21 protein-coding genes and 1 riboswitch are annotated in these 24,238 nt (G+C 56.6%); of the genes, 13 read left to right on the top strand and 8 right to left on the bottom strand.

What is annotated here, in order from left to right:
• The first annotated feature begins 458 nt into the window (after positions 1-458).
• Genes nikA through nikR form a run of 6 tightly spaced genes read left to right on the top strand, consistent with a single transcriptional unit; the run spans position 459 to position 5,781 of the window.
• Entirely contained in the window at positions 459-2,033 is a 1,575-nt protein-coding gene (nikA, locus tag OGX84_RS07045) for a nickel ABC transporter substrate-binding protein (protein WP_114848084.1), read from the top strand.
• Positions 2,033-2,977, top strand: a complete 945-nt coding sequence (gene nikB / locus OGX84_RS07040; protein ID WP_012135612.1) for a nickel ABC transporter permease subunit NikB — start codon at positions 2,033-2,035, stop codon at positions 2,975-2,977. Before nikA ends, nikB begins: the two co-directional genes overlap by 1 nt.
• Entirely contained in the window at positions 2,974-3,807 is an 834-nt protein-coding gene (gene nikC, locus OGX84_RS07035) for a nickel ABC transporter permease subunit NikC (protein ID WP_012135613.1), read from the top strand. Before nikB ends, nikC begins: the two co-directional genes overlap by 4 nt.
• Complete coding sequence (gene nikD, locus OGX84_RS07030; RefSeq protein ID WP_104868071.1) at positions 3,807-4,571, top strand: nickel import ATP-binding protein NikD; 765 nt, start codon at positions 3,807-3,809, stop codon at positions 4,569-4,571. The genes nikC and nikD overlap by 1 nt, the downstream gene beginning before the upstream one ends.
• Complete coding sequence (gene nikE / locus OGX84_RS07025; protein WP_286457617.1) at positions 4,568-5,374, top strand: nickel import ATP-binding protein NikE; 807 nt, start codon at positions 4,568-4,570, stop codon at positions 5,372-5,374. The genes nikD and nikE overlap by 4 nt, the downstream gene beginning before the upstream one ends.
• A 5-nt stretch (positions 5,375-5,379) precedes the next feature.
• Positions 5,380-5,781 carry a nickel-responsive transcriptional regulator NikR gene (nikR, locus tag OGX84_RS07020; RefSeq protein WP_012135616.1) on the top strand — a complete coding sequence of 134 codons (402 nt, stop codon included), beginning with the start codon at positions 5,380-5,382 and terminating at the stop codon, positions 5,779-5,781.
• 161 nt (positions 5,782-5,942) lie between these two features.
• On the opposite strand, the gene OGX84_RS07015 is transcribed toward nikR, so the two are convergent.
• Genes OGX84_RS07015 through OGX84_RS07005 form a run of 3 tightly spaced genes read right to left on the bottom strand, consistent with a single transcriptional unit; the run spans position 5,943 to position 10,878 of the window.
• Positions 5,943-7,067: an ABC transporter permease gene (locus tag OGX84_RS07015; RefSeq protein ID WP_286457614.1), complete on the bottom strand. Its 1,125-nt coding sequence runs from the start codon at positions 7,065-7,067 to the stop codon at positions 5,943-5,945.
• Positions 7,067-9,814, bottom strand: coding sequence for a ribosome-associated ATPase/putative transporter RbbA (gene rbbA, locus OGX84_RS07010; protein WP_286457612.1), 2,748 nt, complete (start codon positions 9,812-9,814; stop codon positions 7,067-7,069). Before rbbA ends, OGX84_RS07015 begins: the two co-directional genes overlap by 1 nt.
• Positions 9,811-10,878, bottom strand: coding sequence for an HlyD family secretion protein (locus OGX84_RS07005; RefSeq protein ID WP_012135621.1), 1,068 nt, complete (start codon positions 10,876-10,878; stop codon positions 9,811-9,813). Before OGX84_RS07005 ends, rbbA begins: the two co-directional genes overlap by 4 nt.
• 413 nt (positions 10,879-11,291) lie before the next feature.
• Positions 11,292-11,475, top strand: a riboswitch (M-box (ykoK) riboswitch).
• Between the two features lie 56 nt (positions 11,476-11,531).
• Here OGX84_RS07005 and OGX84_RS07000 point away from each other — a divergent pair.
• Complete coding sequence (locus tag OGX84_RS07000; protein ID WP_104868068.1) at positions 11,532-12,545, top strand: magnesium transporter; 1,014 nt, start codon at positions 11,532-11,534, stop codon at positions 12,543-12,545.
• A gap of 37 nt (positions 12,546-12,582) precedes the next feature.
• On the opposite strand, the gene OGX84_RS06995 is transcribed toward OGX84_RS07000, so the two are convergent.
• Positions 12,583-13,776 (bottom strand): BaiN/RdsA family NAD(P)/FAD-dependent oxidoreductase, encoded by a 1,194-nt coding sequence (locus tag OGX84_RS06995; protein ID WP_214143560.1) that lies wholly within the window; start codon positions 13,774-13,776, stop codon positions 12,583-12,585.
• Between the two features lie 230 nt (positions 13,777-14,006).
• Here OGX84_RS06995 and pitA point away from each other — a divergent pair, with 230 nt between their 5' ends.
• Positions 14,007-15,503 carry an inorganic phosphate transporter PitA gene (gene pitA / locus OGX84_RS06990; protein ID WP_012135626.1) on the top strand — a complete coding sequence of 499 codons (1,497 nt, stop codon included), beginning with the start codon at positions 14,007-14,009 and terminating at the stop codon, positions 15,501-15,503.
• A gap of 142 nt (positions 15,504-15,645) precedes the next feature.
• On the opposite strand, the gene uspB is transcribed toward pitA, so the two are convergent.
• Positions 15,646-15,981 (bottom strand): universal stress protein UspB, encoded by a 336-nt coding sequence (uspB, locus tag OGX84_RS06985; protein ID WP_012135627.1) that lies wholly within the window; start codon positions 15,979-15,981, stop codon positions 15,646-15,648.
• Between the two features lie 391 nt (positions 15,982-16,372).
• On the opposite strand from uspB, the gene uspA reads away from it, so the two are divergent.
• The 4 genes from uspA to nadS all read left to right on the top strand — a co-directional run bounded on the left by uspA (position 16,373) and on the right by nadS (position 19,315).
• On the top strand, positions 16,373-16,807 hold the full coding sequence (uspA, locus tag OGX84_RS06980) for a universal stress protein UspA (RefSeq protein ID WP_000323571.1): 435 nt from the start codon (positions 16,373-16,375) through the stop codon (positions 16,805-16,807).
• A 299-nt stretch (positions 16,808-17,106) separates the two neighbouring features.
• Positions 17,107-18,579, top strand: a complete 1,473-nt coding sequence (gene dtpB / locus OGX84_RS06975) for a dipeptide/tripeptide permease DtpB (RefSeq protein WP_047460450.1) — start codon at positions 17,107-17,109, stop codon at positions 18,577-18,579.
• Positions 18,580-18,689: 110 nt separating this feature from the next.
• Positions 18,690-19,031, top strand: coding sequence for a type II toxin-antitoxin system RelE/ParE family toxin (locus tag OGX84_RS06970; protein WP_048902455.1), 342 nt, complete (start codon positions 18,690-18,692; stop codon positions 19,029-19,031).
• A complete protein-coding gene (gene nadS / locus OGX84_RS06965) occupies positions 19,028-19,315 on the top strand; it encodes a NadS family protein (RefSeq protein WP_058668245.1) in 288 nt (95 codons plus the stop codon). Before OGX84_RS06970 ends, nadS begins: the two co-directional genes overlap by 4 nt.
• 65 nt (positions 19,316-19,380) lie before the next feature.
• Here nadS and OGX84_RS06960 read toward each other — a convergent pair whose 3' ends face one another.
• Positions 19,381-19,884: an RrF2 family transcriptional regulator gene (locus OGX84_RS06960; RefSeq protein ID WP_012135633.1), complete on the bottom strand. Its 504-nt coding sequence runs from the start codon at positions 19,882-19,884 to the stop codon at positions 19,381-19,383.
• Positions 19,885-20,117: 233 nt separating this feature from the next.
• Here OGX84_RS06960 and OGX84_RS06955 point away from each other — a divergent pair, with 233 nt between their 5' ends.
• Positions 20,118-21,320 (top strand): NAD(P)/FAD-dependent oxidoreductase, encoded by a 1,203-nt coding sequence (locus OGX84_RS06955; RefSeq protein ID WP_012135635.1) that lies wholly within the window; start codon positions 20,118-20,120, stop codon positions 21,318-21,320.
• A 74-nt stretch (positions 21,321-21,394) separates the two neighbouring features.
• Here the strand turns inward: OGX84_RS06955 and rsmJ are convergent, their stop codons facing one another.
• Complete coding sequence (rsmJ, locus tag OGX84_RS06950) at positions 21,395-22,153, bottom strand: 16S rRNA (guanine(1516)-N(2))-methyltransferase RsmJ (protein WP_286457611.1); 759 nt, start codon at positions 22,151-22,153, stop codon at positions 21,395-21,397.
• 8 nt (positions 22,154-22,161) lie between these two features.
• On the bottom strand, positions 22,162-24,204 hold the full coding sequence (prlC, locus tag OGX84_RS06945) for an oligopeptidase A (protein WP_286457609.1): 2,043 nt from the start codon (positions 24,202-24,204) through the stop codon (positions 22,162-22,164).
• Positions 24,205-24,238 lie beyond the last annotated feature (34 nt).

Below are 24,238 nucleotides of genomic sequence, written 5' to 3'. Positions count from 1 at the left end.
GGCTGAAAATCAGAGCATTGCAGCAATGCCCCTGTTCCGGCTGAAAATCGATGAGACGTTGACGGCTGACCGGGTCCGCCCGCAGGGACGCGGGCGGAGGGGACGGCCTGCCGGGATGCAGGCTCGGCCCCGACCCGAAAGGCAGACGGAATAAGGCGAATAAACCGCGCAGCGGCGATTTTCCTTGCCGGAGAGCCAGGGTTGCAAGGGAGGCGGCGGCGAGCCTCCCTTGCACGTTCACAGGTGACGAGGCTCCAGATAAATGCTGAACCTAAAGTGAACGGAACAATATTTCAGAGTGAAATAATCTCCTCATAGAAAACATCCGCTACCATATGATTTTCGTATACCTTCCCCCTTTGACCGCCCAACTATTGATCCAGAACACGTCAAAAGTATGATGAATCTTTAGAATCGTCATACTCATTTAGTCGTACCTCTTTTTAATCGGGGCCACCATTTTGTCCAGACTACGCCGCACACTTTTTGCGCTGCTGGCCTGTGCGTCATTCCTCGCGCATGCCGCCGCACCTGACGAGATCACCACCGCATGGCCGGTAAACGTAGGGCCGCTAAACCCGCACCTTTATACGCCTAACCAGATGTTCGCCCAGAGCATGGTGTATGAACCGCTGGTGAAGTATCAAGCGGATGGTTCAGTAAAACCCTGGCTGGCAAAAAGCTGGACCCACTCAGCAGATGGCAAAACCTGGGTGTTTACGCTGCGCGATGACGTAACCTTCTCTAACGGCGAAGCATTTAACGCCCAGGCCGCAGCAGAGAACTTCCGCGCGGTGCTTGATAACCGCCAGCGCCATGCCTGGCTGGAGCTGACGAACCAAATCACCGACGTCAAAGCGCTGAGTAAAACCGAACTGCAAATCACCCTGAAAAGCGCCTATTATCCTTTCCTGCAAGAACTCGCCCTGCCGCGCCCTTTCCGCTTTATCGCCCCGTCCCAGTTTAAAAACAACGAAACGATGAACGGCATTAAAGCGCCTGTCGGAACCGGGCCGTGGGTTCTGAAAGCGTCGAAGCTCAACCAGTACGACGTGCTGGTACGCAATGACCACTACTGGGGCGAGAAACCCGCGATCCGCCAGATAACGATTAAAGTGATCCCGGACCCGACGACCCGCGCGGTGGCCTTTGAGACCGGCGATATTGACCTGCTGTATGGCAATGAAGGACTGCTGCCGCTCGATACCTTCGCCCGTTTCAGCCAGACGCCGGAATACCGTACCCAGCTTTCCGCGCCGGTTGAGACCGTCATGCTGGCGCTGAACTCCGCCAAAGCGCCAACCAACGAGCTGGCGGTGCGTGAAGCGCTGAACTATGCGGTAAATAAAAAATCGCTGATCGATAATGCCCTGTACGGCACCCAGCAGATCGCCGATACGCTGTTTGCCCCCTCCGTGCCTTACGCCGACATTGGCCTGAAACCACGCCAGTACGATCCCCAACAGGCTAACGCGCTGCTGGAAAAAGCGGGCTGGACATTGCCCGCCGGGAAAACCATTCGTGAAAAAGCCGGTCAGCCGCTGCACGTTGAGCTGGCCTATATCGGCACCGACGCGCTGAGCAAATCAATGGCGGAAATCATCCAGGCCGATATGCGCAAAGTGGGCGTCGATGTGTCGCTGGTAGGCGAGGAAGAGAGCAGTATTTATGCCCGTATGCGCGATGGCCGTTTCGGGATGATTTTCTCCCGCACCTGGGGCGCGCCGTACGATCCGCATGCGTTTATGAGCTCAATGCGCGTACCGTCCCACGCCGATTATCAGGCGCAGCTCGGGCTGCCGGACAAAGCGCAAATTGATAAAGAAATTGGCGAGGTGCTCACCACCACCGATGAGGCGCAGCGTAAGTCTCTGTATCGCGACATCCTGACGCGTCTGCATAACGATGCGGTGTATCTGCCCATCAGCTATATGTCGATGATGGTGGTGGCGAAACCCGAGCTGGGGAAAATTCCTTATGCGCCCATCACCTCCGAGATCCCATTTGAACAGATCAACCCGGTGAAACCCTGATGCTGCGTTATATTGTGCGGCGCATTTTGCTGCTGATCCCGATGATTTTCGCCGCGTCGGTGATTATCTTTTTGATGCTGCGCATGGGCACCGGCGACCCGGCGCTCGACTATCTGCGGCTCTCTAACTTACCGCCAACGCCAGAGATGGTCGCCTCCACGCGGGTTATGCTGGGGTTGGATCAACCGCTGGTCGTGCAGTACGGCTCCTGGCTGTGGAAAGCGCTGCATCTGGATTTTGGCATCTCTTTCGCCACTCAGCGCCCGGTGCTGGAGGACGTACTGAACTTTCTGCCCGCCACGCTACAGCTGGCGGGCGCGGCGCTGGTGCTGATCCTGCTCACGTCTGTACCGCTGGGGATCTGGGCGGCGCGCCATCGTGACCGTCTGCCGGACTTCATCGTACGGCTGATCGCGTTTCTCGGCGTATCAATGCCCAACTTCTGGCTCGCCTTCCTGCTGGTGATGTTCTTCTCGGTGTATTTAAAGTGGCTACCGGCAATGGGCTACGGCGGCTGGCAGCACATCATTCTGCCTGCGGTGTCGATTGCGTTTATGTCGCTGGCGATTAACGCCCGCCTGCTGCGCGCCAGCATGCTGGAAGTCGCCGGTCAGCGCCACGTCACATGGGCGCGTCTGCGCGGCCTGAACGCGAAACAAACCGAGCGCCGCCATATTCTGCGTAACGCGTCGCTACCCATGATTACCGCCGTCGGGATGCACATTGGCGAACTGATTGGCGGCACGATGATTATCGAAAACATCTTCGCCTGGCCGGGCGTCGGGCGCTATGCGGTGTCAGCCATTTTTAACCGCGACTACCCGGTCATTCAGTGCTTTACGCTCATTATGGTGGTGGTTTTCGTGGTCTGTAACCTGATTGTTGACCTGCTGAACGCCGCGCTGGACCCGCGCATTCGTCGCCATGAAGGAGCGCATTCGTGAATTTTTTTCTCTCTGCACGCTGGCCGGTGCGCCTGGCGCTCCTCATTATCGCTTTGCTGGCGATCATCGCGCTCACCAGCCAGTGGTGGTTGCCGTACGATCCGCAGGCGATTGATTTACCGTCACGTTTACTGTCGCCGGACAGCCAGCACTGGCTGGGCACCGACCATCTGGGGCGCGATATTTTCTCCCGCCTGCTGGCGGCAACCCGCGTCTCGCTCGGTTCCGTAATCGCCTGTTTGTTGCTGGTGTTAGCGCTGGGGCTGATCGTCGGCGGCAGCGCCGGGCTGATGGGCGGTCGCGTCGATCAGTTCACCATGCGCGTCGCGGATATCTTTATGACGTTCCCGACCTCCATCCTCTCTTTTTTCCTCGTGGGCGTGTTGGGGACGGGGTTGACCAACGTCATCATCGCAATCGCCCTGTCGCACTGGGCCTGGTATGCGCGGATGGTGCGCAGCCTGGTGATCTCCCTGCGCCAGCGTGAATTTGTGCTCGCCTCGCGCCTTTCCGGCGCCGGGCATGTGCGCGTGTTTATCGACCACCTGGCCGGGGCGGTGATCCCCTCCCTGCTCGTGCTGGCGACGCTGGATATCGGCCATATGATGCTGCACGTCGCCGGGATGTCGTTCCTCGGCCTCGGCGTCACTGCGCCAACGCCGGAATGGGGCGTAATGATTAACGATGCGCGCCAGTATATCTGGACTCAGCCGCTACAGATGTTCTGGCCGGGACTGGCGCTGTTTATCAGCGTGATGGCCTTTAACATGGTGGGTGACGCCCTGCGCGATCACCTCGACCCTCATCTGGTGACGGAGCATGCCCACTGATGCCACAACAAATTGAATTACAAAACATTGTGTTGCAAGCAGACAGACCGTTGGTGCACGGCGTGTCGTTAGCGCTCAGGCGCGGGCGCGTACTGGCGCTGGTGGGCGGCAGCGGCAGCGGTAAATCGCTGACCTGCGCGGCGACGCTGGGCATCCTGCCCGCAGGCGTGCGTCAGACAGCGGGCGCCATTCTGGCCGATGGTCAGCCGATTTCCCCCTGCAAGCTGCGTGGAATTAAGGTCGCGACCATCATGCAGAACCCGCGCAGCGCCTTTAATCCGCTGCACACGATGGCGGCCCACGCAAAAGAAACCTGCCTGGCGTCAGGTAAACCGGCGGATGACGCCACGCTTATCGCGGCGCTGGAGGCGGTAGGTCTGGAAAATGCCGCGCGGGTGCTGAAGCTTTACCCGTTCGAGATGAGCGGCGGCATGCTGCAACGCATGATGATTGCAATGGCGCTGCTGTGTGACGCGCCGTTCATCATCGCGGACGAACCAACAACCGACCTGGACGTGGTCGCCCAGGCACGAATCCTCGATCTCCTGGAAAGCATTATGCGCAGCCGCGCGCCCGGTATGCTGCTGGTCACTCATGATATGGGCGTCGTCGCGCGACTGGCGGACGATGTGGCAGTAATGGACAACGGCAAGATCGTAGAACTGGGTGACGTGGAAACGTTATTCCGCACCCCGCAGCATAGCGTGACGCGTAATCTGGTTTCGGCGCATCTCGCGCTGTACGGTATGGAGTTAGCCTCATGACGTTACTGACGGTAAGCGGTATTTCCCATCAATACGCGCACGCTAACCTCAGCGGCAAACATCAGCATCACACGGTGCTGAAAGAGGTATCATTAAGCCTGAAAAGCGGCGAAACCGTGGCGTTATTGGGGCGTAGCGGCTGCGGGAAAAGCACGCTTGCCCGCCTGCTGGTCGGGCTGGAATCGCCGACGCAGGGCCGCGTCTGCTGGCGGAACGAGCCGCTCTCCACGCTTAACCGGGCCAGACAAAAAGCGTTTCGCCGTGATATCCAGATGGTGTTTCAGGACTCAATCAGCGCGGTAAACCCGCGTAAAACCGTACGCGAGATCCTGCGTGAACCGATGCGCCATTTGCTGTCGCTTTCCAGAGCCGAACAAATCGCGCGCGCCAGCGAGATGCTGCGGGCGGTGGACCTGGACGACACGCTTCTGGATAAACGTCCGCCACAGCTGAGCGGCGGGCAATTACAGCGCGTCTGCCTGGCGCGGGCGCTGGCGGTCGAACCCAAATTACTGATTCTGGATGAAGCGGTCTCTAACCTCGATCTGGTATTGCAGGCGGGCGTCATTCGTCTGCTCAAAAAGCTGCAACAGCAGTTCGGCACCGCCTGTCTGTTTATCACCCACGATTTACGTCTGGTGGAACGTTTTTGCCACCGGGTAATGGTGATGGATGAAGGGCAGATTGTTGAGACGCGAACCGTAGGTGACACATTAACCTTTTCCTCTGACGCCGGGCGTGTGTTACAAAATGCGGTACTTCCCGCATTTCCCGTGCGCCGTCGCGCGACAGAAAAGGTTTAATTCAGATGCAACGTGTCACTATTACTCTCGATGACGATTTACTCGAAACGCTGGATAGCCTGAGCCAGCGCCGGGGCTACAACAACCGCTCCGAAGCGATTCGTGACATTCTGCGCGGCGCGCTGGCGCAGGAGGCCACGCAGGAGCACGGCACCCAGGGCTTCGCGGTGCTCTCGTATGTTTATGAGCATGAGAAACGCGATTTAGCCAGCCGCATCGTTTCCACTCAGCATCATCACCATGATTTGTCGGTGGCGACGCTGCATGTACACATTAATCACGACGACTGTCTGGAGATCGCCGTACTGAAAGGCGATATGGGCGACGTTCAGCATTTTGCCGATGACGTCATCGCCCAGCGCGGCGTGCGCCACGGTCATTTGCAGTGTTTGCCGAAGGAAGAGTGATTGCCTGTTTCGTTGCCGGGGGCGCTTCGCTTGCCCGGCCTACGTCCGTTTCCGTTGGTAGTTCACAGGCCGGATAAGGCGCTTCGCTTGCCCGGCCTACGTCCGTTTCCGTTGGTAGTTCGTAGGCCGGATAAGGCGCAGCCGCCATCCGGCAATAATGTTTACGCCATCGTGCCAATCGTCTTTCTGAAACGCAGTAGCGCTATCAGGAAGAAAGCGCTGCCGATCGCCAGCAGCGTCAGAAACTGTGGCCAGACGATGCCAAACCCGGCGCCGCGATAAAGTATCGCCTGCGCGAGGCTGACAAAGTGAGTGGTCGGCATCGTCAGCATGATGTCCTGCACCACCTGCGGCATACTTTCACGCGGCGTGGAACCGCCGGAGAGCATCTGCAACGGCAGCAGCACCAGAATCATCAGCAGCCCCAGTTGCGGCATCGAACGCGCCAGGGTGCCCATAAAAATGCCGATAGACGTGGTGGCGAACAGGCTTAACGCGACCCCCAGCATAAACAGCGGAATGGAGCCCTCAATCGGCACGCCGAGTGCCCCCTTCACCATCAGCATCAACGACAGCCCGGAAACCACCAGCACCACCAGCCCCATCGACCAGACCTTCGCCATCATGATCTCAAACGGGGTGATCGGCATCACCAGCAGGTGTTCAATCGTCCCGTGCTCCCGCTCGCGGATCAGCGCCGAGCCGGTCAGCACAATCGCCAGCATGGTGATGTTATTAATAATCGCCATTACGCCGCCGAACCATGCCGGGTCCAGATTCGGGTTGAAGCGCATCCGGGTTTCCAGCGAGACCAGCGGCTCGCTATTGTCGCGGTAACGCGCCACAAAGCTGTTCACCTCGCCGCTGATGATGTTCTGGATATAGCTGTTGCCGGTAAACGCCTGACTCATGCGCGTCGCATCGACGTTCACCTGAATATCCGGCTGCCGCCCCGCCAGCACATCCCGTTGGAAATTGGGCGGAATATTGACGGCAAAGGTGTAACGTCCGGCATCCAGTCCGGCGTCCATCTCATCGGCGGTGATCATCTCCGGCGGCAGGAACCACGGGCGATAGAAGCTGTTCACAATGCGATTCGACAGCTGAGACTGGTCCATATCGGCAATCGCGATTGGCGCAAGGTGCAGCGAGCCCGGCAGAACGGTGGCGGAGGAGTACACCGAAATCGAGAAGGCAAAGACAATCAGCGTCAGCATTGCCTTATCCCCCAGCAGGCTGCGTAACTCTTTGATGCCGAGGTTATAAATATTGCGTAATCGGCGCATCACCCCTCCTGTTTTTTCAGCAGCAATACGCTCAGGCCAATCACCAGCGGAATGGCGATCGCCAACGGCACGAACAGCGGCCAGAGATCCATCAGATCCAGCGCTTTCGAGAACGTACCGCGCGCGATCGTCAGAAAATGGCTGGTCGGGTAGATCTCGCCGATCCATCTCCCCGGCCCTTCCAGCGACGCCACCGGGTCGATCATCCCGGAGAACTGGGTCGCCGGGATCAGCGTAATGATCGAGGTGCCGAAAATCGCGGCGATCTGGCTTTTCATAAACGTCGAAATCAGCAGCCCCATTCCGGTGGCGATGGTGACGTAGAGCAGCGCCGCCAGGGTGAGCGTCAGGAAGCTGCCCTTATGCGGCACGCCAAAAACGAACACCGACAGCGCGCAGAGCAACAGGAAGTTCAGCATCCCCAGCGCGATGTACGGCAACTGTTTACCGAGTAAAAATTCGCTGCGGGTGGTCGGCGTCACATACAAGTTGATAATCGATCCCAGCTCTTTTTCACGCACCACGCTCAGGGCGCTGAGCATCGACGGGATCATCATCAACAGCAGCGGAATCACCGCCGGCACAATCGCTGGCAGGCTTTTCACATCCGGGTTGTAGCGATAGCGCGTTTCAATGGTCATCAGCCCGCCCTGGCTGCTGGCATTCGGCTGACGGCTCGCCACATCCTGTAGCCAGCTCTGGTGCATCGCCTGTACGTATCCCCTCACCGTTTCCGCACGACTGGGCATTGCGCCATCCACCCACACGCCAATCTGCACCGGCGTGCCGCGGGCGATATCCCGTCCAAAATTGGGCGGAAGTTCTATCGCGACCGCCACCTCGCCCGAGCGCATACGCCGGTCAAGATCGTCATAGCTGGTGAGCGGCGGCTGCTCGATAAAATAGCGAGACCCCGCCAGGTTCAACGACCAGGCCTGGCTGCTGACGGTCCGATCGCGATCGAGCACGGCAAAGCGCAGGTTTTCCACATCCATGCTGATACCGTAGCCCATGATCAGCATCAAAATGACCGTCCCCAGCAAGGCCAGCGTTGATCGTACCGGATCGCGGCGCAGCTCCAGCGCTTCACGGCGGCTGTAGCTAAACAGGCATCGCAGACTAAAACCCTGGCGCGGCGGTTTACCCGCTTTATGCACGTCTGGCGCGTCCGCTGGCGGCAGCGGTGATACTGGCGCTGGCCCTGCGGCTTCCTGTAACCAGGAGATAAACGCCTCTTCAAGACTGGCTGCGCCCCGCCGCTCTACCAGTTCCTGCGGCGTGCCGCTGGCAAGCACCTTTCCGGCGTGCATCAGCGACATGCGGTCACAGCGTTCCGCTTCGTTCATAAAGTGGGTGGAGATAAAAATGGTCACCTTATCCTGGCGCGACAGATCCACCATCAACTGCCAGAACATATCCCTGGCAACCGGGTCCACGCCGGAGGTCGGCTCATCCAGAATCAGCATTTCCGGGCGATGGATCACCGCCACCGCCAGCGACAAGCGCTGGCGAATACCGAGCGGCAGCGCCTCCGGCAGCATATCTTCGACGTCAGAGAGCATAAAACGCTCGCTCATCTGCGCTACGCGCTGCGGAATCTCTGCGTCCGGGATGTGGAACAGGCGGGCATGTAGCTCCAGGTTTTGCCGCACGGTCAGCTCGCTGTAGAGTGAAAACGCCTGCGACATGTAACCCACCCGGCGGCGGGTTTCGATATCCTTCGGGTCAACCGACTGTCCGAACAGCCAGGCTTCCCCTTCGCTGGCAGGCAGCATCCCGGTGAGCATTTTCATGGTGGTGGACTTGCCGCAGCCGTTCGAGCCCAGAAAACCAAAAATCTCTCCGCGCGGGATGCGGAAATTGACGTGATCGACGGCGACGAAATTGCCAAACCGCATGGTCAGATCTTTCGCCTCAATGGCGATCTCTTCCTGCGTCGCATCATAAGGCGGGATAACAACGGGTTTGTGCGCCTGGCGCTGCGCCTCTGGCAACAGGGCGATAAACGCCTGCTCCAGCGTGGCGCTGCCGGTTTTGTCCCGCAGTTCTTGCGCACTGCCCGTCGCCATCACTTCACCTGCGTTCATCGCCACCAGCCAGTCGAAACGCTCGGCTTCTTCCATATAGGCCGTGGCGACCAGCACGCTCATGTTAGTCTGGCGCTGACGAATGCTGTCGATCAACGCCCAGAACTGGGCGCGGGAAAGCGGGTCGACCCCGGTGGTAGGCTCATCAAGAATCAGCAGTTCCGGGTCATGGATCAGCGCGCAGCACAGCCCCAGTTTTTGTTTCATGCCGCCCGAGAGCTTCCCCGCCGGGCGATCGCGAAACGGCGCCAGCCCGGTGCTGTTCAGCAGATCGGTAATTCGCGCTTCACGCTCCGCTTTATCATGCCCGAAGAGACGCGCGAAGAAATCGACGTTCTCATACACCGACAGCGTATGGTAGAGGTTCTTTCCCAGCCCCTGCGGCATCCAGGCTATCCGTGGGCAGACATCGCGGCGGTGCGTCGCGTCGCGCATGTCGCCGCCCAGCACCCGCACATTGCCCTGTTCGATAACGCGCGCGCCGGAGATAAGCGACAGCAGGCTCGACTTACCGACGCCATCCGGGCCAATCAGCCCCACCATACAGCGAGCGGGGATATCCAGCGTGATGTTGTTCAGCGCCACCGTTGCCCCGTAATGCTGACTCACGCCGTCAAGGTGCGCCACGGGAGGAATGGGAAGACGCGCCAGGTTCGTCATTGCGGTAGCCTCACCGCCAGATCGTCAGGCCAGGGGCGCTGTTCATCCAGCCGCACCCATGCCATACCCGGCAAACCGGTTTTCACGTATTCCAGATGCTGCTGTAACAGCGCTGGCGGGATACGCGCCTTCACGCGGAACATCAGCTTCAGCCGTTCATCGCTGGTTTCGACGGTTTTCGGCGTGAACTGCGCGACGCTGGCGACAAAACTGATGGTGGCCGGAATGCGCAGGCTGGGCGCGGCATCCAGCACCAGGCGCGCTTCCCCGCCAATTTTCAGCAGGCCGGCCTGCTCGGTCGGCAGGAAGAAGGTCATGTAGACATCGCTGAGATCGACCATATTCAGCACCCGGCCGCCCGCAGACAGCACCTCTCCCGGTTCGGCAACGCGGTACTGGACGCGGCCATCTCGCGGCGCTTTTAATTCACTGTCATCGATGTCCGCCACAATGCGTCGTTCGGTAGCCTGCGCCGCGTCTACGCGGGTCTGCGCCTGAATAATGCTGGTGCGGGCCGCTTCAATCGCCGCTTTCGTCGCAGAGACCTGGGCTTTGGCGGATTCCAGCGCGGCGCGAGCGCTTTCGGCAGCGGCGCGATCGTCATCCAGCTGTTGAGCGGAAACCGCACCGCGCTGCGACAGCGAGCGGGAACGCACATGACGTTTGGAGACCGAATCCAGCTCGGCTTCACGCTGCTTCACCACCGACTGGGCGGCGCGCGTTTCGCTCTGGCGTTGCTCCAGCAGGGCGCGCGCGGCGGCAACCGCGCTTTCAGCCTCTTTGATTTGCGCGATGGCTTCCAGCCGCTGTTCCTGCAACACGCGGGTGTCCATCTTCGCCAGCACCTCGCCCTGGCGTACAAACTGCCCTTCCGACACCAGAATGGTGTCAATTCGACCGGCGATTTTGGTGGCAATATCGACTTCTGTTGCCTCAATTCTGCCGTTGCTGGCGGCAAAGCCATCCGGTACGCCAGCAGGACGTAGCATCCACCACGCTACGGCTGCTATTGCCACCAGGATGCCAACACTCCACCACACCAGATGACGCTTTATTTTGTCCATATCCGACCCGCCGTGATCCCTGTTAGCCAACAATGCGTGTCACAACACCCCCGAACACATGTTCAGCGGGATATTCCATCCGGGATAAGAAGGAAAAAAAGAAAATGGCCAGACGGCATGCAGGCGTCAGCGCGGCGCTCGCCGTAAAGGAAAGTGAATGACGGAAATGCTCGAAAAACGGGTACTAATGTTGTCATCATCAGCGTTCCTGGCCGTAAATGAAACACGCATACTCATATGTACTATCAATGAAATACTAACACCAATACCCGTGATGTCTATTCACTTCATTCTTTAATGGGTTTCGCTGGCTTTTATTGGCAGAGAGACGATGTGGTATATCAACCGTTGATAAACCATCTAAATTATAAACATTGTGAATGGTTAACATTCTCTATACTGGCGGCTCATTTTATCGATCTCGTTATGGCGAGGCTCCTGCACAAATATAAGTTACCGCCCTGCTGGTATCGAGAGAGACCACTCAGGGAAATACAGGCATCCATCGAATCAAGGTGTTGCCAAGGTAACTTCTGACGGCGTAAACACCGGACAGATACGTTGTGCAGTGCTAAAACCAGGACGTAGGGATCTGCCTGTGCTCATCCTGTCTTGTTCGCCCCTATGAGAGCTTTTTATAGGGAATTACATCAATGTCATCCATCCACGTTTGCAACGCACATCACCCGGCTCCGGCTTTTGACGGCGATGCTATCGCGCAATATATGCGTACCGATTTTATTACGCTGCCGGATCATCTCAGCGTTCATGAGGCGCGTGAATTCTTTGTGTCGCAACTCACCTCAGATGATATTCCCGGCCAGGTGTTTGTGGTTGCGGAAAAACAGCTGCGCGGGGTTTTATCCATCAAGAAACTTTTACAGGCAAGCGACACGGCGCAATCTATCCACGCCTTAATGGACAGTTGCCTGTTTCGCGTCAAACCTGACGACGAACGTCCACACATCATTGCCGAGCTGACCGAACGCCAGCTCGATCTGGTGCCGGTCGTCGATAAAGGCGAGCTGGTCGGCTGCCTGATGGAAAAAGAGATTGCCCATCTTCTGGAAGATGACGTCACTGAAGACGTGCAGCGCCAGGGGGCGACGCTGCCGCTGGAGAAACCGTATCTGGACATCAGCCCGTGGACGCTGTGGAAGAAACGTTCTGTGTGGCTGCTGTTGCTGTTTGTGGCGGAAGCCTATACCAGTAGCGTACTGCAACATTTCGAAGAGGCGCTGGAGTCAGCGATTGCGCTGGCCTTCTTCATTCCCCTGCTGATTGGCACCGGCGGCAACAGCGGCACGCAAATAACCTCTACGCTGGTGCGCGCAATGGCGCTGGGCGAAGTGCGACTGCGCGACATGGGGCGGGTCATTCGCAAAGAGGCGTCGACCTCGCTGCTGATCGCCATAACGCTGGGCCTGGCGGGTTGTCTGCGCGCCTGGATGATGGGTATCGGCGTGGAAATCACGCTGATCGTCAGCCTGACGCTGGTATGCATTACGCTGTGGAGCGCGGTGGTGTCATCGGTGATCCCGATGGTGCTCAAGCGCATCGGCATCGACCCTGCGGTGGTCTCCGCGCCGTTTATCGCCACGCTGATCGACGGCACCGGACTGATTATCTACTTTAAAATCGCCCAGTATTTTCTTGGCCTGAACTGACAACTGCGCCCGACCGCTCTCTGGTCGGGCAAACCCGTTATCCTTCGCTCAGCGCCTGCGCGCATGCCCACGCGCTCGACCAGGCCCACTGGAAGTTATAGCCCCCCAGCCAACCGGTGACATCCATCACCTCGCCGATAAAATAAAGTCCCGGCACTTTTCGGGCCTCCATCGTGCGCGAAGAAAGTTCATCGGTGTTCACGCCGCCAAGCGTCACTTCCGCCGTGCGATAGCCTTCCGTACCGTTAGGCTGTACGCGCCATTCGGTCAGCGTTTCAATCAGCACTTGCTGCTCGCGTGCGTTCAACTGTTTCAGGGAAACATCCGGGATCTGCCCAAGCTGCTGTAAACATTCCACCAGGCGCTTCGGCAACTGCATCGCCAGCGTATTTTTCAGGCTTTGATTCGGGTGCGCGCAACGTTGTTCATTGAGGAAATCATCAGGATCGACCTCCGGCAGCAAATTGATGCTGACAAATTCGCCGGGCTGCCAGAAACTCGAAATCTGTAAAACCGCCGGGCCTGACAGCCCACGGTGGGTAAAGAGCAGATTTTCACGGAATACCGTACCGTCCTGCGCCGCGATCACCGCAGGCACCGAAACGCCGGATAACACCTGAAGCTGCTCCAGCAGCGGTTTATGCAACGTGAAGGGCACCAGCCCGGCGCGGGTCGGCAGGACATCCAGACCAAACTGTTCAGCAATTTTATAACCCAACGGCGACGCGCCCAGACCCGGCATGGAGAGACCGCCCGTGGCGATCACCACTTTTTTCGCCGCGACCGTCATGCCGTTCAGTTCCAGGGTAAACCCTTCGTCATCACGCGCAATACTGAGCACTTCGCTGCGCAGGCGCATCGTCACGTTGCCCTTTTCGCATTCCTCCACCAGCATATCGACAATTTGCTGCGCAGAGTCGTCGCAGAACAGCTGGCCGAGCGTTTTTTCATGCCAGGCGATGCCGTGTTTGCCCACCAGATCGATAAAGTCCCACTGGGTGTAACGCGCCAGCGCCGATTTGCAGAAATGGGGGTTCTGGCTCAGATAGGCAGCAGGTTCGACATACAGATTCGTGAAGTTGCAGCGCCCGCCGCCGGACATCAGGATCTTACGCCCCGGTTTTTTACCATTATCGACGAGCAGCACGCGGCGCCCCGCCTGACCGGCCTGCGCCGCACAGAACATACCCGCCGCGCCAGCGCCTATAATAACGGCATCAAACCTTTCCACTTTGCGATCCTCTCTGAAAACAGGGCGTGAATTGTAAAGATTCCTCAGTGGTCGCACCAGCGACAAAATCGATGGATATGAGTATTTAATTGAATTCTATAAGATAATTCTTTAGTGGCATGACATTAAGCAGGCGTTATATCAAAAAAAGTCTATATTTCACTTTGCCCGCGCCGCGAAAGTCACTGATAATGCGCCGCGTTCATGTCCTCAAAATGGCGTAACGTCCTATGCTACATTTGTTTGCTGGCCTGGATTTACATACCGGGCTTTTATTATTGCTTGCTCTGGCTTTTGTGCTGTTCTACGAAGCGATTAACGGCTTCCATGATACAGCCAACGCAGTGGCAACCGTGATTTATACCCGTGCGATGCGTTCGCAACTGGCGGTTGTTATGGCTGCGGTCTTTAACTTCTTTGGCGTTCTACTGGGCGGTCTGAGTGTAGCCTATGCCATCGTGCATATGTTGCCTACGGATTTGCTGCTTAACATGGGTTCCGCACATGGCCTCGCTATGGTGTTCTCTATGTTGCTGGCGGCCATTATCTGGAACCTCGGTACATGGTACTTTGGTCTTCCTGCCTCCAGTTCCCATACGCTGATTGGCGCCATCATTGGTATCGGTTTAACCAATGCAATGATGACCGGCACTTCAGTGGTGGATGCGCTAAATATACCTAAAGTTATCAATATCTTTGGGTCATTGATTGTCTCCCCTATCGTAGGCCTGGTGTTTGCTGGCGGTCTGATCTTTTTGCTGCGTCGCTACTGGAGCGGCACTAAAAAGCGCGCACGTATCCACCTGACCCCTGCTGAACGTGAAAAGAAAGACGGTAAGAAAAAGCCGCCATTCTGGACGCGTATCGCACTTATCCTCTCGGCTATCGGCGTGGCGTTCTCTCATGGCGCTAACGATGGTCAGAAAGGCATTGGTCTGGTCATGCTGGTTCTGATTGGCGTGGCGCCTGCGGGCTTCGTCGTCAATATGAACGCATCCGGCTATGAAATTACCCGTACCCGCGACGCCATCAACAACGTCGAAACGTACTTCCAGCAGCACCCTGATCTGCTGAAAAAAGTCACCGGCGTGGATCAGTTGATTCCCGCACCGGAACCGGGCGCGACAGAACCCGCAGAGTTCCATTGCCACCCGGCGAATACCATCAATGCGCTTGATCGCGCGAAAGGTATGCTGGCAAATCTGGAAAGCTACGACACGTTAAGCGTTGACCAGCGTAGCCAGCTGCGTCGCATTATGCTGTGCATCTCCGACACGACCGATAAAGTCGTGAAGCTGCCTGGCGTAAGCAATGACGATCAGCGTCTGCTGAAAAAACTGAAAACCGATATGCTGAGCACCATTGAGTACGCGCCGATCTGGATCATCATGGCCGTCGCGCTGGCGCTGGGTATTGGCACCATGATCGGCTGGCGCCGCGTGGCGACCACCATCGGTGAGAAGATTGGTAAGAAAGGCATGACCTATGCGCAAGGGATGTCGGCGCAGATGACGGCCGCAGTCTCTATCGGTCTCGCCAGCTACACCGGTATGCCGGTATCCACCACGCACGTCCTTTCTTCCTCCGTCGCGGGGACAATGGTTGTGGACGGTGGCGGTCTACAGCGCAAAACGGTCACCAGCATTCTGATGGCCTGGGTGTTTACCCTGCCAGCGGCGATTATTCTGTCCGGCGTGCTGTACTGGATCTCGCTGAAGATTATCTAAGCGCGACCGTGCCGGATGGCGGCGATGCCTTATCCGGCCTACAAAAACGCAGCACGTAGGCCTTAAAGCGACGCGCCATCAGGCAAAGGAATGCAGAATCAACCGTATTGAGCGGGTCAGGAAACTGACCCGCTTTTTTTGCTCAGTGCCAAATCAACAGCGCAACCATACTGATCAGCACCAGACCGCATAATGCGCTGGTGAGGATGAACTGGCCGCGAACGCGTTCACAACGGCGGATGAATTCATCATCGTGGTGATCGCGATAACGTTGCGCGTAGATATACCACACCAGACGCATCTGTTTGTTGGGTTGACCATGCGAGGTAAAGAAGCCACCTCCATCCACATATTGGTAGAGCAATGGATCGCAACCACGCAGTACCACTAACAGCGCGCGTAACGATGAGAAATAGCGCGCCATATTAACAATGCAAACGACACATAAAGCCCAGAATAATGCGACGGTGCTTATCATACCTCCTCCCCGGCGACCCGCCCACGGAGCTCCTCTCCGGGACTACCGCTCCCCCGATACTCAGCCAGACAGTTCAGTGAAAGAGTCCTGCTAAACCGTTCACGCCAGTGCCCTGCATCCGAACGGCTCTATTAAATAGTGTAGGAGATCAGTTAATTTTTTTGCCAGAAGGTTAACCGCTATCAATGCAATTAACTGAAAATTTTGTTTAACTGATTGGCAAGCAAGGCGGATTGACGGATTATCCAGGTCGCTATAATGTAAGGATAGTCTTTACATTCACTTCTCGGCTGGGCTAGCCCCGCGCTGTAGTTCGCAGGACGCGGGTGACGTGGCGGCACAAGAAACGCTAGCTGGCTAGTCATCGACAACTTATGGAAGGAGTAACACTATGGCTTACAAACACATTCTCATCGCGGTTGACCTTTCCCCGGAAAGTAAAGTTCTGGTAGAAAAAGCGGTTTCAATGGCGCGTCCTTACAACGCGAAAGTCTCTCTTATCCACGTTGATGTCAATTACTCTGACCTGTACACCGGCCTGATCGACGTGAATCTGGGCGATATGCAAAAACGCATCTCTGAAGAAACACACCATGCGCTGACCGAACTTTCCACCAATGCCGGTTACCCTATCACCGAAACCCTGAGCGGCAGCGGCGATCTGGGTCAGGTACTGGTTGACGCGATCAAAAAATACGATATGGATCTGGTCGTTTGTGGTCATCATCAGGACTTCTGGAGCAAACTGATGTCTTCAGCACGCCAGCTGATTAATACCGTGCATGTCGACATGCTGATTGTTCCGCTGCGCGACGAAGAAGAGTAAGTTCCTGTTGTGCCGGATGGCGGCTGACGCCTTATCCGGCCAGACATTCATCAGCCCGATATACACAGCGCCCGCCAATGCGGGCGTTTTTGTTTATGCCTTCCCTCGAACACATTCCAGTACAACATTCCAGGCCACAAATCATAATTAGTGTGATCAACTAATTAGATCGAAAACCATCTCTATAATAATCTATTCATTCGGTTAATGACCGCAGTCTATAACAGAGTCAGACTTTTTCGGCGCGTTTTGGCATACGCGTTCATACTTTTCGGGATGGCATTGAAAGGCGAAGGAATATGAATACAACTGCACCTACGGGCTTGCTACAGCAACCCCGTCCGTTCTTCATGATCTTTTTTGTAGAATTATGGGAGCGATTCGGCTATTACGGCGTCCAGGGCATCCTGGCGGTTTTCTTTGTTAAACAGCTTGGCTTCTCTCAGGAACAGGCATTTATCACCTTTGGCGCATTTGCCGCACTGGTGTACGGCCTGATATCCATTGGCGGCTACGTTGGCGATCACCTGCTGGGAACTAAGCGTACCCTGGTACTGGGGGCGATTGTCCTGGCGATCGGCTACTTCATGACCGGGTTATCGTTACTGAAACCGAACCTGATTTTTATCGCGCTGGGGACGATTGCCGTCGGTAACGGGCTGTTTAAAGCCAACCCTGCGAGCCTGCTGTCCAAGTGTTACCTGCCCAAAGACCCCCGTCTGGACGGCGCGTTCACCCTGTTTTATATGTCGATTAACATCGGGTCGCTGCTGTCGCTCTCCCTCGCCCCGGTCATCGCCGACAAATTCGGCTATGCCGTTACCTATAACCTGTGCGGCGCCGGGCTGATTGTCGCGCTGCTGGTCTACTTCGCCTGTCGCGGCATGGTGAAAGATATCGGTTCAGAGCCGGACCATAAGCCGCTGAGCTTCCGTAATCTGCTCGCCGTACTGATCGGCACCGTCGCCATGATTTTCCTCTGCGCCTGGCTGATGCATAACGTAAAAATCGCCAACCTGGTACTGATCGTCCTGTCGATCGTGGTCATCATTTTCTTCTTCCGTGAAGCGTTTCGTCTGGATAAAACCGGACGCAACAAAATGTTCGTCGCTTTTATCCTGATGCTTGAAGCGGTGCTGTTTTATATTCTGTACGCACAGATGCCTACATCGCTGAATTTCTTCGCAATCAATAACGTACATCACGATATTCTCGGTTTTACCATTAACCCGGTCAGCTTCCAGGCGCTGAATCCGTTCTGGGTGGTGGTTGCCAGTCCGGTACTGGCGGCGATTTACACGCGTCTGGGGAGCAAAGGCAAAGATCTGACCATGCCGATGAAGTTTACGCTGGGCATGTTCCTCTGTTCGCTGGGCTTTTTGACCGCCGCCGCCGCAGGCATGTGGTTCGCCGATGCGCAGGGGCTGACTTCACCGTGGTTTATCGTGCTGGTGTACCTGTTCCAGAGTCTGGGTGAGTTGCTGATTAGCGCCCTGGGGCTGGCGATGGTTGCCGCGCTGGTGCCTCAGCACCTGATGGGCTTTATTCTCGGGATGTGGTTCCTGACGCAGGCGGCGGCTTTCCTGCTGGGCGGCTATGTCGCAACCTTCACCGCCGTACCGGAAAACATCACCGACCCGCTCCAGACGCTGCCTATCTACACCGGCGTGTTCAGCAAAATAGGCCTCGTCACACTGGCGGTCACCGTTGTGATGGCGATTATGGTGCCGTGGTTGAACCGGATGATTAATACGCCGGATAGCAGTAAATAAGCGTCAACTTTTAGTTCTGACCGCGAGTAACATCGCGGTTTTTTATCTGTTAACTCTTACAATGTAAGAGTATAATTTGAACAAACAGGTCATCATGGACGGACATGACCATGAACTACATTGAATTTATTGAGACTTCTGTCTTTGCCCGCCAGCGGGAAGCCCTGCTCACCGAGGATGAATATCGCGCATTTCAGGAAATGCTCATTATAAACCCGCTGGAAGGTGATTTAATTCAGGGTACAGGTGGTTGCAGGAAAGTTCGTTTTGCTCCAGCGAGCCACTGTAAGGGCAAAAGCGGCGGGATTCGTAGTATTTACTATTTTCAAAATAGCGAAGGGCGTATCTGGCTTTTCATGGCTTACCCTAAGAACAAAAAGGATAGTCTGAGCGGCGAAGAAAAAAACGCCCTCAAATCCATCATTCACCAACTAAAAGAGGGCTCGTTATGAACGATTTCTTTAAAGATCTGATGGAATCTGCAAGCGAGGCCGTTGAAATCAGCCAGGGTCGCAAACCTGCTGCCCGAATCACCCGATATGAACTTCCAGATGTCAAAGCTATCAGGAAGAAAGCCAATATGAAACAGAATGAGTTTGCACAGGCAATAGGCGTCTCATCTTCCCTGATTCAGGCCTGGGAGCAGAAAAGGCGTATCCCTACCGGAACTTATCTTAAGGTTCTTCGGGTGATAGAGCGTAATCCAGAGATGGTTAATCTTTTCAAAACAGTCTAATCGCAACATAGTCCGATAAGCACAGCGCTATCGGACATAGCCGCATCCGGCCTGCGCTTGGGCATTTACCCTTTACGCGCGTCAATCCATTCTTGCACTTCAACCACAAAGGTCTCTGGCGCTTTGCGGTACATCTTACGCGCCAGATCGAGAATGGTATGCTGCCCTAACGCTTCTTCCATACGCTGCTGCGCCATGTCCATTACCGAGCGCACGCCGCAGATACCTTCGCAGGCCCACGCCGGAGGCTGCTCATCAAAAACAGCCAGACGCTGGCGAATTTCACGGCATTCAAAGATGCGCTTGTCACCGTCAATGGCGTTGACCACATCCAGCACCGTGATGTGTTCGGCAGGCCTGGCGAGCTGAAAACCACCGCCTTTGCCTTCGATGCTGCGCACCAGGCCCGCTTTCGACAGACGGGTAAAAATCTTGGCCAGATAGTCGTAGGGCACGCTTTGCAGGTCAGCAATTTCGCGAACGCTCATATCGCGGGCGTCGCCTTTGCTGTCCACCATACACATCAGGCTATGGATGCCGTACTCAACCCCGGAACTGTAGAATGCCATGCTCTTATCTCAGCCAAAATAATTCTGAGTTATTGTAGCTTTTTCGACAGGCGCTTGCCAGACAGAGAACCACAGCACATTAGAAATTAAAATTTAATTCATTATTTATCATAATGATAACCAACAGATCTGGATCATTTTCCACTGGATCGCACAAATGACATTGCATTCATTAACTACGACAAATAAAATCCGAGTAAATAACTTCATCGTTAACATTGAGTGCAACCTAAATGCGTAAACAAATTCTGATCGTTGGTGCAGGTTTTTCCGGGATGTGGGCCGCGCTGAGCGCCGCCCGTCTGGCAGATAAACACCAGAATGACACAATTGATATCACCGTTATCGCCCCACAACCCGAACTTCGCGTACGCCCTCGCTTTTATGAAAATGCCGTCCAGACGCTGGTCGCTCCCCTGCAACCGCTGTTCGACGAAACCGGCGTCAACTTCCTGCGCGGGACGGTTGCGCAGATCCTTCCCGACTCAAAAGAGGTGAGCTGGGCAGATGCCTCCGGCAAAACGCACTTACATCGCTACGACCGTTTGATTCTGGCAAGCGGCAGCCACGTTAACCGTTCACTCGTAACGGGCGCAGATGCGCATGCGTTCGATCTGGATCAACTGGAAAGCGCCGCCGTACTGGAGCAGCACCTGAAGGATCTGGCGAACAAAGAAGAAAGCGACGCGCGCAATACCGTTGTTGTTTGCGGCGGCGGCTTTACCGGGATCGAGATGGCGCTGGAGTTGCCTGGCCGTTTACGTGATATTCTCGGCGCTGATGCTAAGACCAGAGTAGTCGTAGTTGAACGCGGCCCGCAGCCTGGCGCTCGCTACAGCGAAGAACTGCGCAACGTGATTATCGAAGCGTCGGCAGAGCTGGGCGTGGAGTGGCTGGTGAATACGGAAGTGGAAAGCGTGGACGCAACGGGCATCACGCTGAAAGACGGGCAAACCATCGCGTCGCAAACCGTCATCTGGACCGTCGGCGTTCAGGCGAACGATCTGACCGGGCAGATTGACGCTCCACGCGACCGTCAGGGGCGTTTACATGTGAATGCTCAGCTTCAGGTGGTGGGTCACGATGACATTTATGCCACTGGCGATGTGGCGTACGCCGCAACCGATGACAAAGGCAATCATGCGTTAATGACCTGCCAGCACGCTATTCTGCTGGGCAAGTTTGCCGGGAATAACGCGGCCGCTGACCTGCTGGAGGTCGCTCCTCTGCCGTATCGTCAGGAAAACTATGTCACCTGTCTGGATCTTGGCGCATGGGGCGCGGTCTACACCGAAGGCTGGGATCAGCAGGTAAAACTGACGCGTGCGGAAGCGAAAAAACTCAAGCTGTCGATTGTCAGCGAGCTGATCTATCCACCGAAGGCCGACAGAGCCGTGGCGTTTGAGATTGCCGATCCGCTGGCGCCATTTGTTTAGTCAGCCTTGCCGGATGGCGGCGTACCCTGCACTGAACCGTAGACCCGATAAGCGAAGCGCCATCGGGCAATTTGTTACTCCACCAACGCCGTACCGGCATAAATATCAAACCGGTGGCCTTTGGTGACAACCGCGTTCGGCGTGGCGACATTCGCTAACGGTGGCGCGTAATCCGGGCGCTTCACCACGACCCGTTTGGTCGCCAGCTGGCGCGCTGGCGCCAGCAAACCATCGGCATCAAGATCCGGCCCGACCAGCGACTGAAACACCCGCATCTCTTTTTTCACCAATGCGCTTTTCTGCTTATGCGGGAACATCGGATCGAGATAAACCACCTGCGGGCGCGGCGTGATATCCGTCAGCGCCGTCAGGCTGGAGGCATGGATCAACTGCAAGCGCTCCTGCAACCACGGGCCGATTTCCGGGTCGGCATACCCGCGCGCCAGACCGTCATCCAGCAACGCCGCGACCACCGGGTTGCGTTCCAGCATGCGCACTCGACACCCCACGGAAGCCAGCACAAAAGCATCGCGCCCCAGTCCCGCCGTCGCATCGACCACATCCGGCAGGTAATCGCCTTTAATGCCGACCGCTTTCGCGACCGCTTCGCCGCGACCGCCGCCGAACTTGCGGCGATGGGCCATCGCCCCGCCGACAAAATCGACAAAGATGCCGCCAAGCTTCGGCTCATCGCGCTTACGCAGCTCCAGATGCGCAGTCGTCAGCACCAGCGCCATCGGGTTGTTTTCGTCATGCTCTAACCCCCAGCGGGCGGCAAGAACAGATAAGGCGCCGTCTCCGGCGCCTGTTTCATCAACTAAGCAGATCTTCACGTACGCTATCAGCCTTTAATGCCGTAGTGCGTCAGCATCGCGTCCAGCTGCGGTTCACGACCACGGAAGCGCTTGAACAGCTCCATCGGCTCTTCCGAACCGCCGCGAGTCAGGATGTTGTCGAGGAACGACTGCCCGGTATCGCGGTTGAAAATGCCTTCTTCCTCAAAGCGCGAGAAGGCATCCGCCGCCAGTACATCGGCCCACAGATAGCTGTAGTAACCTGCCGCATATCCCCCGGCGAAAATATGGCTGAAGGCGTGCGGGAAGCGACCCCATGACGGCCCCGGCACCACGGCGACCTGTTTTTTGATCTCAGAAAGCGTCTCCAGAATTTTCGCCCCTTGTTCCGGGTTAAATTCCGCATGCAGACGGAAGTCGAACAGGCCAAACTCCAGCTGACGCAGAATAAACAGCGCCGCCTGGTAGTTCTTCGCCGCCAGCATTTTATCCAGCAGTTCCTTCGGCAGCGGTTCGCCGGTCTCGTAGTGACCGGAGATAAACGCCAGCGCGTCCGGCTCCCAGCACCAGTTTTCCATAAACTGGCTCGGCAGTTCGACCGCATCCCACGGCACGCCGCTGATGCCGGAAACGCCCGCCGTTTCGATGCGGGTCAGCATGTGGTGCAGACCGTGGCCGAACTCGTGGAACAGGGTGATCACTTCATCATGCGTGAACAGCGCCGGTTTACCGTTAACCGGACGGTTAAAGTTACAGGTCAGGTAGGCGACCGGTTTTTGCAGCGAGCCATCGGCTTTGCGCATCTGGCCGACGCAGTCATCCATCCACGCCCCGCCACGCTTGTGCTCACGCGCATACAGATCAAGGTAGAAGCTGCCGCGCAGTTCGTTGTTTTCGTCATACAGCTCGAAGAAGCGCACGTCGGGATGCCAGACATCCACATCGTTACGCTCTCTGGCCGTAATGCCGTAAATGCGTTGTACCACTTCAAACAGGCCGTTCACGGCTTTGTTTTCCGGGAAGTACGGGCGCAGTTGCTCATCGCTGATGCTGTAAAGGTGCTGCTTCTGTTTCTCGCTGTAGTACGCGATATCCCACGGTTGCAGTTCATCGACGCCGAACGTCGCTTTCGCGAAGGCGCGCAGTTGCGCCAGTTCTTTCTCGCCCTGCGGACGCGCGCGTTTCGCCAGGTCGGTTAAGAAATCCAGCACCTGCTGCGGGTTTTCCGCCATTTTGGTGGCGAGCGATTTAAAGGCATAGCTGCCGAAACCCAGCAACTGCGCCAGTTCATGACGCAGCGTGAGGATCTCTTCCATCACCGGGCTGTTGTCCCATTTACCCGCGTTCGGCCCCTGATCGGAGGCGCGCGTCACATAGGCGCGGTACATCTCTTCACGCAATGCCGGGTTGTCGCAGTAGGTCATCACCGGCAGATAGCTTGGAATATCCAGCGTCAGCAGCCAGCCTTCCTGTTCTTTCGCTTCTGCCTGCGCTTTCGCGGCGGCCAGAGCGCTTTCCGGCATACCCGCCAGTTCCGCGTCGTCAGTCACTAACTTCGTCCAGCCCATCGTAGCGTCGAGCACGTTGTTGCTGTACTGATTACCCAGCTCGGACAGGCGAGTGGCGATTTCACCATAGCGCTGCTGTTTTTCCTTCGGCAGACCAATACCGGAAAGCTCAAAATCGCGCAGCGCGTTATCAACCGCTTTTTTCTGCGCGAGGTTCAGGGTCGCGTAATGGTCGCCATCGCGCAGGTCGCGGTACGCATTGTACAGACCCTCGTGCTGACCAACCCAGGTGCTGTATTCAGACAGCAGCGGCAGCGTCTGCTCATAGGCTTCGCGCAGTTCCGGGCTGTTTTTAACGGAATTCAGGTGGCTGACCGGAGAGAAAATGCGCCCCAGCACGTCGTCCACTTCCGCCAGCGGCTGGCAGAGATTTTCCCAGGTGTACGGCGCGCCCTGCGCCACTACCCGCTCCACGTTTTCACGGCAGTCATTCAGCGCCTTTGTCACGGCAGGCACCACATGCTCAGGCTGGATTTGGGAAAACGGCGGTAGCGAGAAAGGCGTCAGTAATGGATTGGTCATAAGCGCTGTCCTGTTGAATGAGGTGAATGAAGCG

Source organism: Citrobacter sp. CK202, from assembly GCF_030333225.1.
In the GTDB taxonomy this organism is placed as follows: Bacteria; Pseudomonadota; Gammaproteobacteria; order Enterobacterales; family Enterobacteriaceae; genus Citrobacter_B; species Citrobacter_B koseri.
This window is presented reverse-complemented; position numbering and strand designations above follow the sequence as displayed.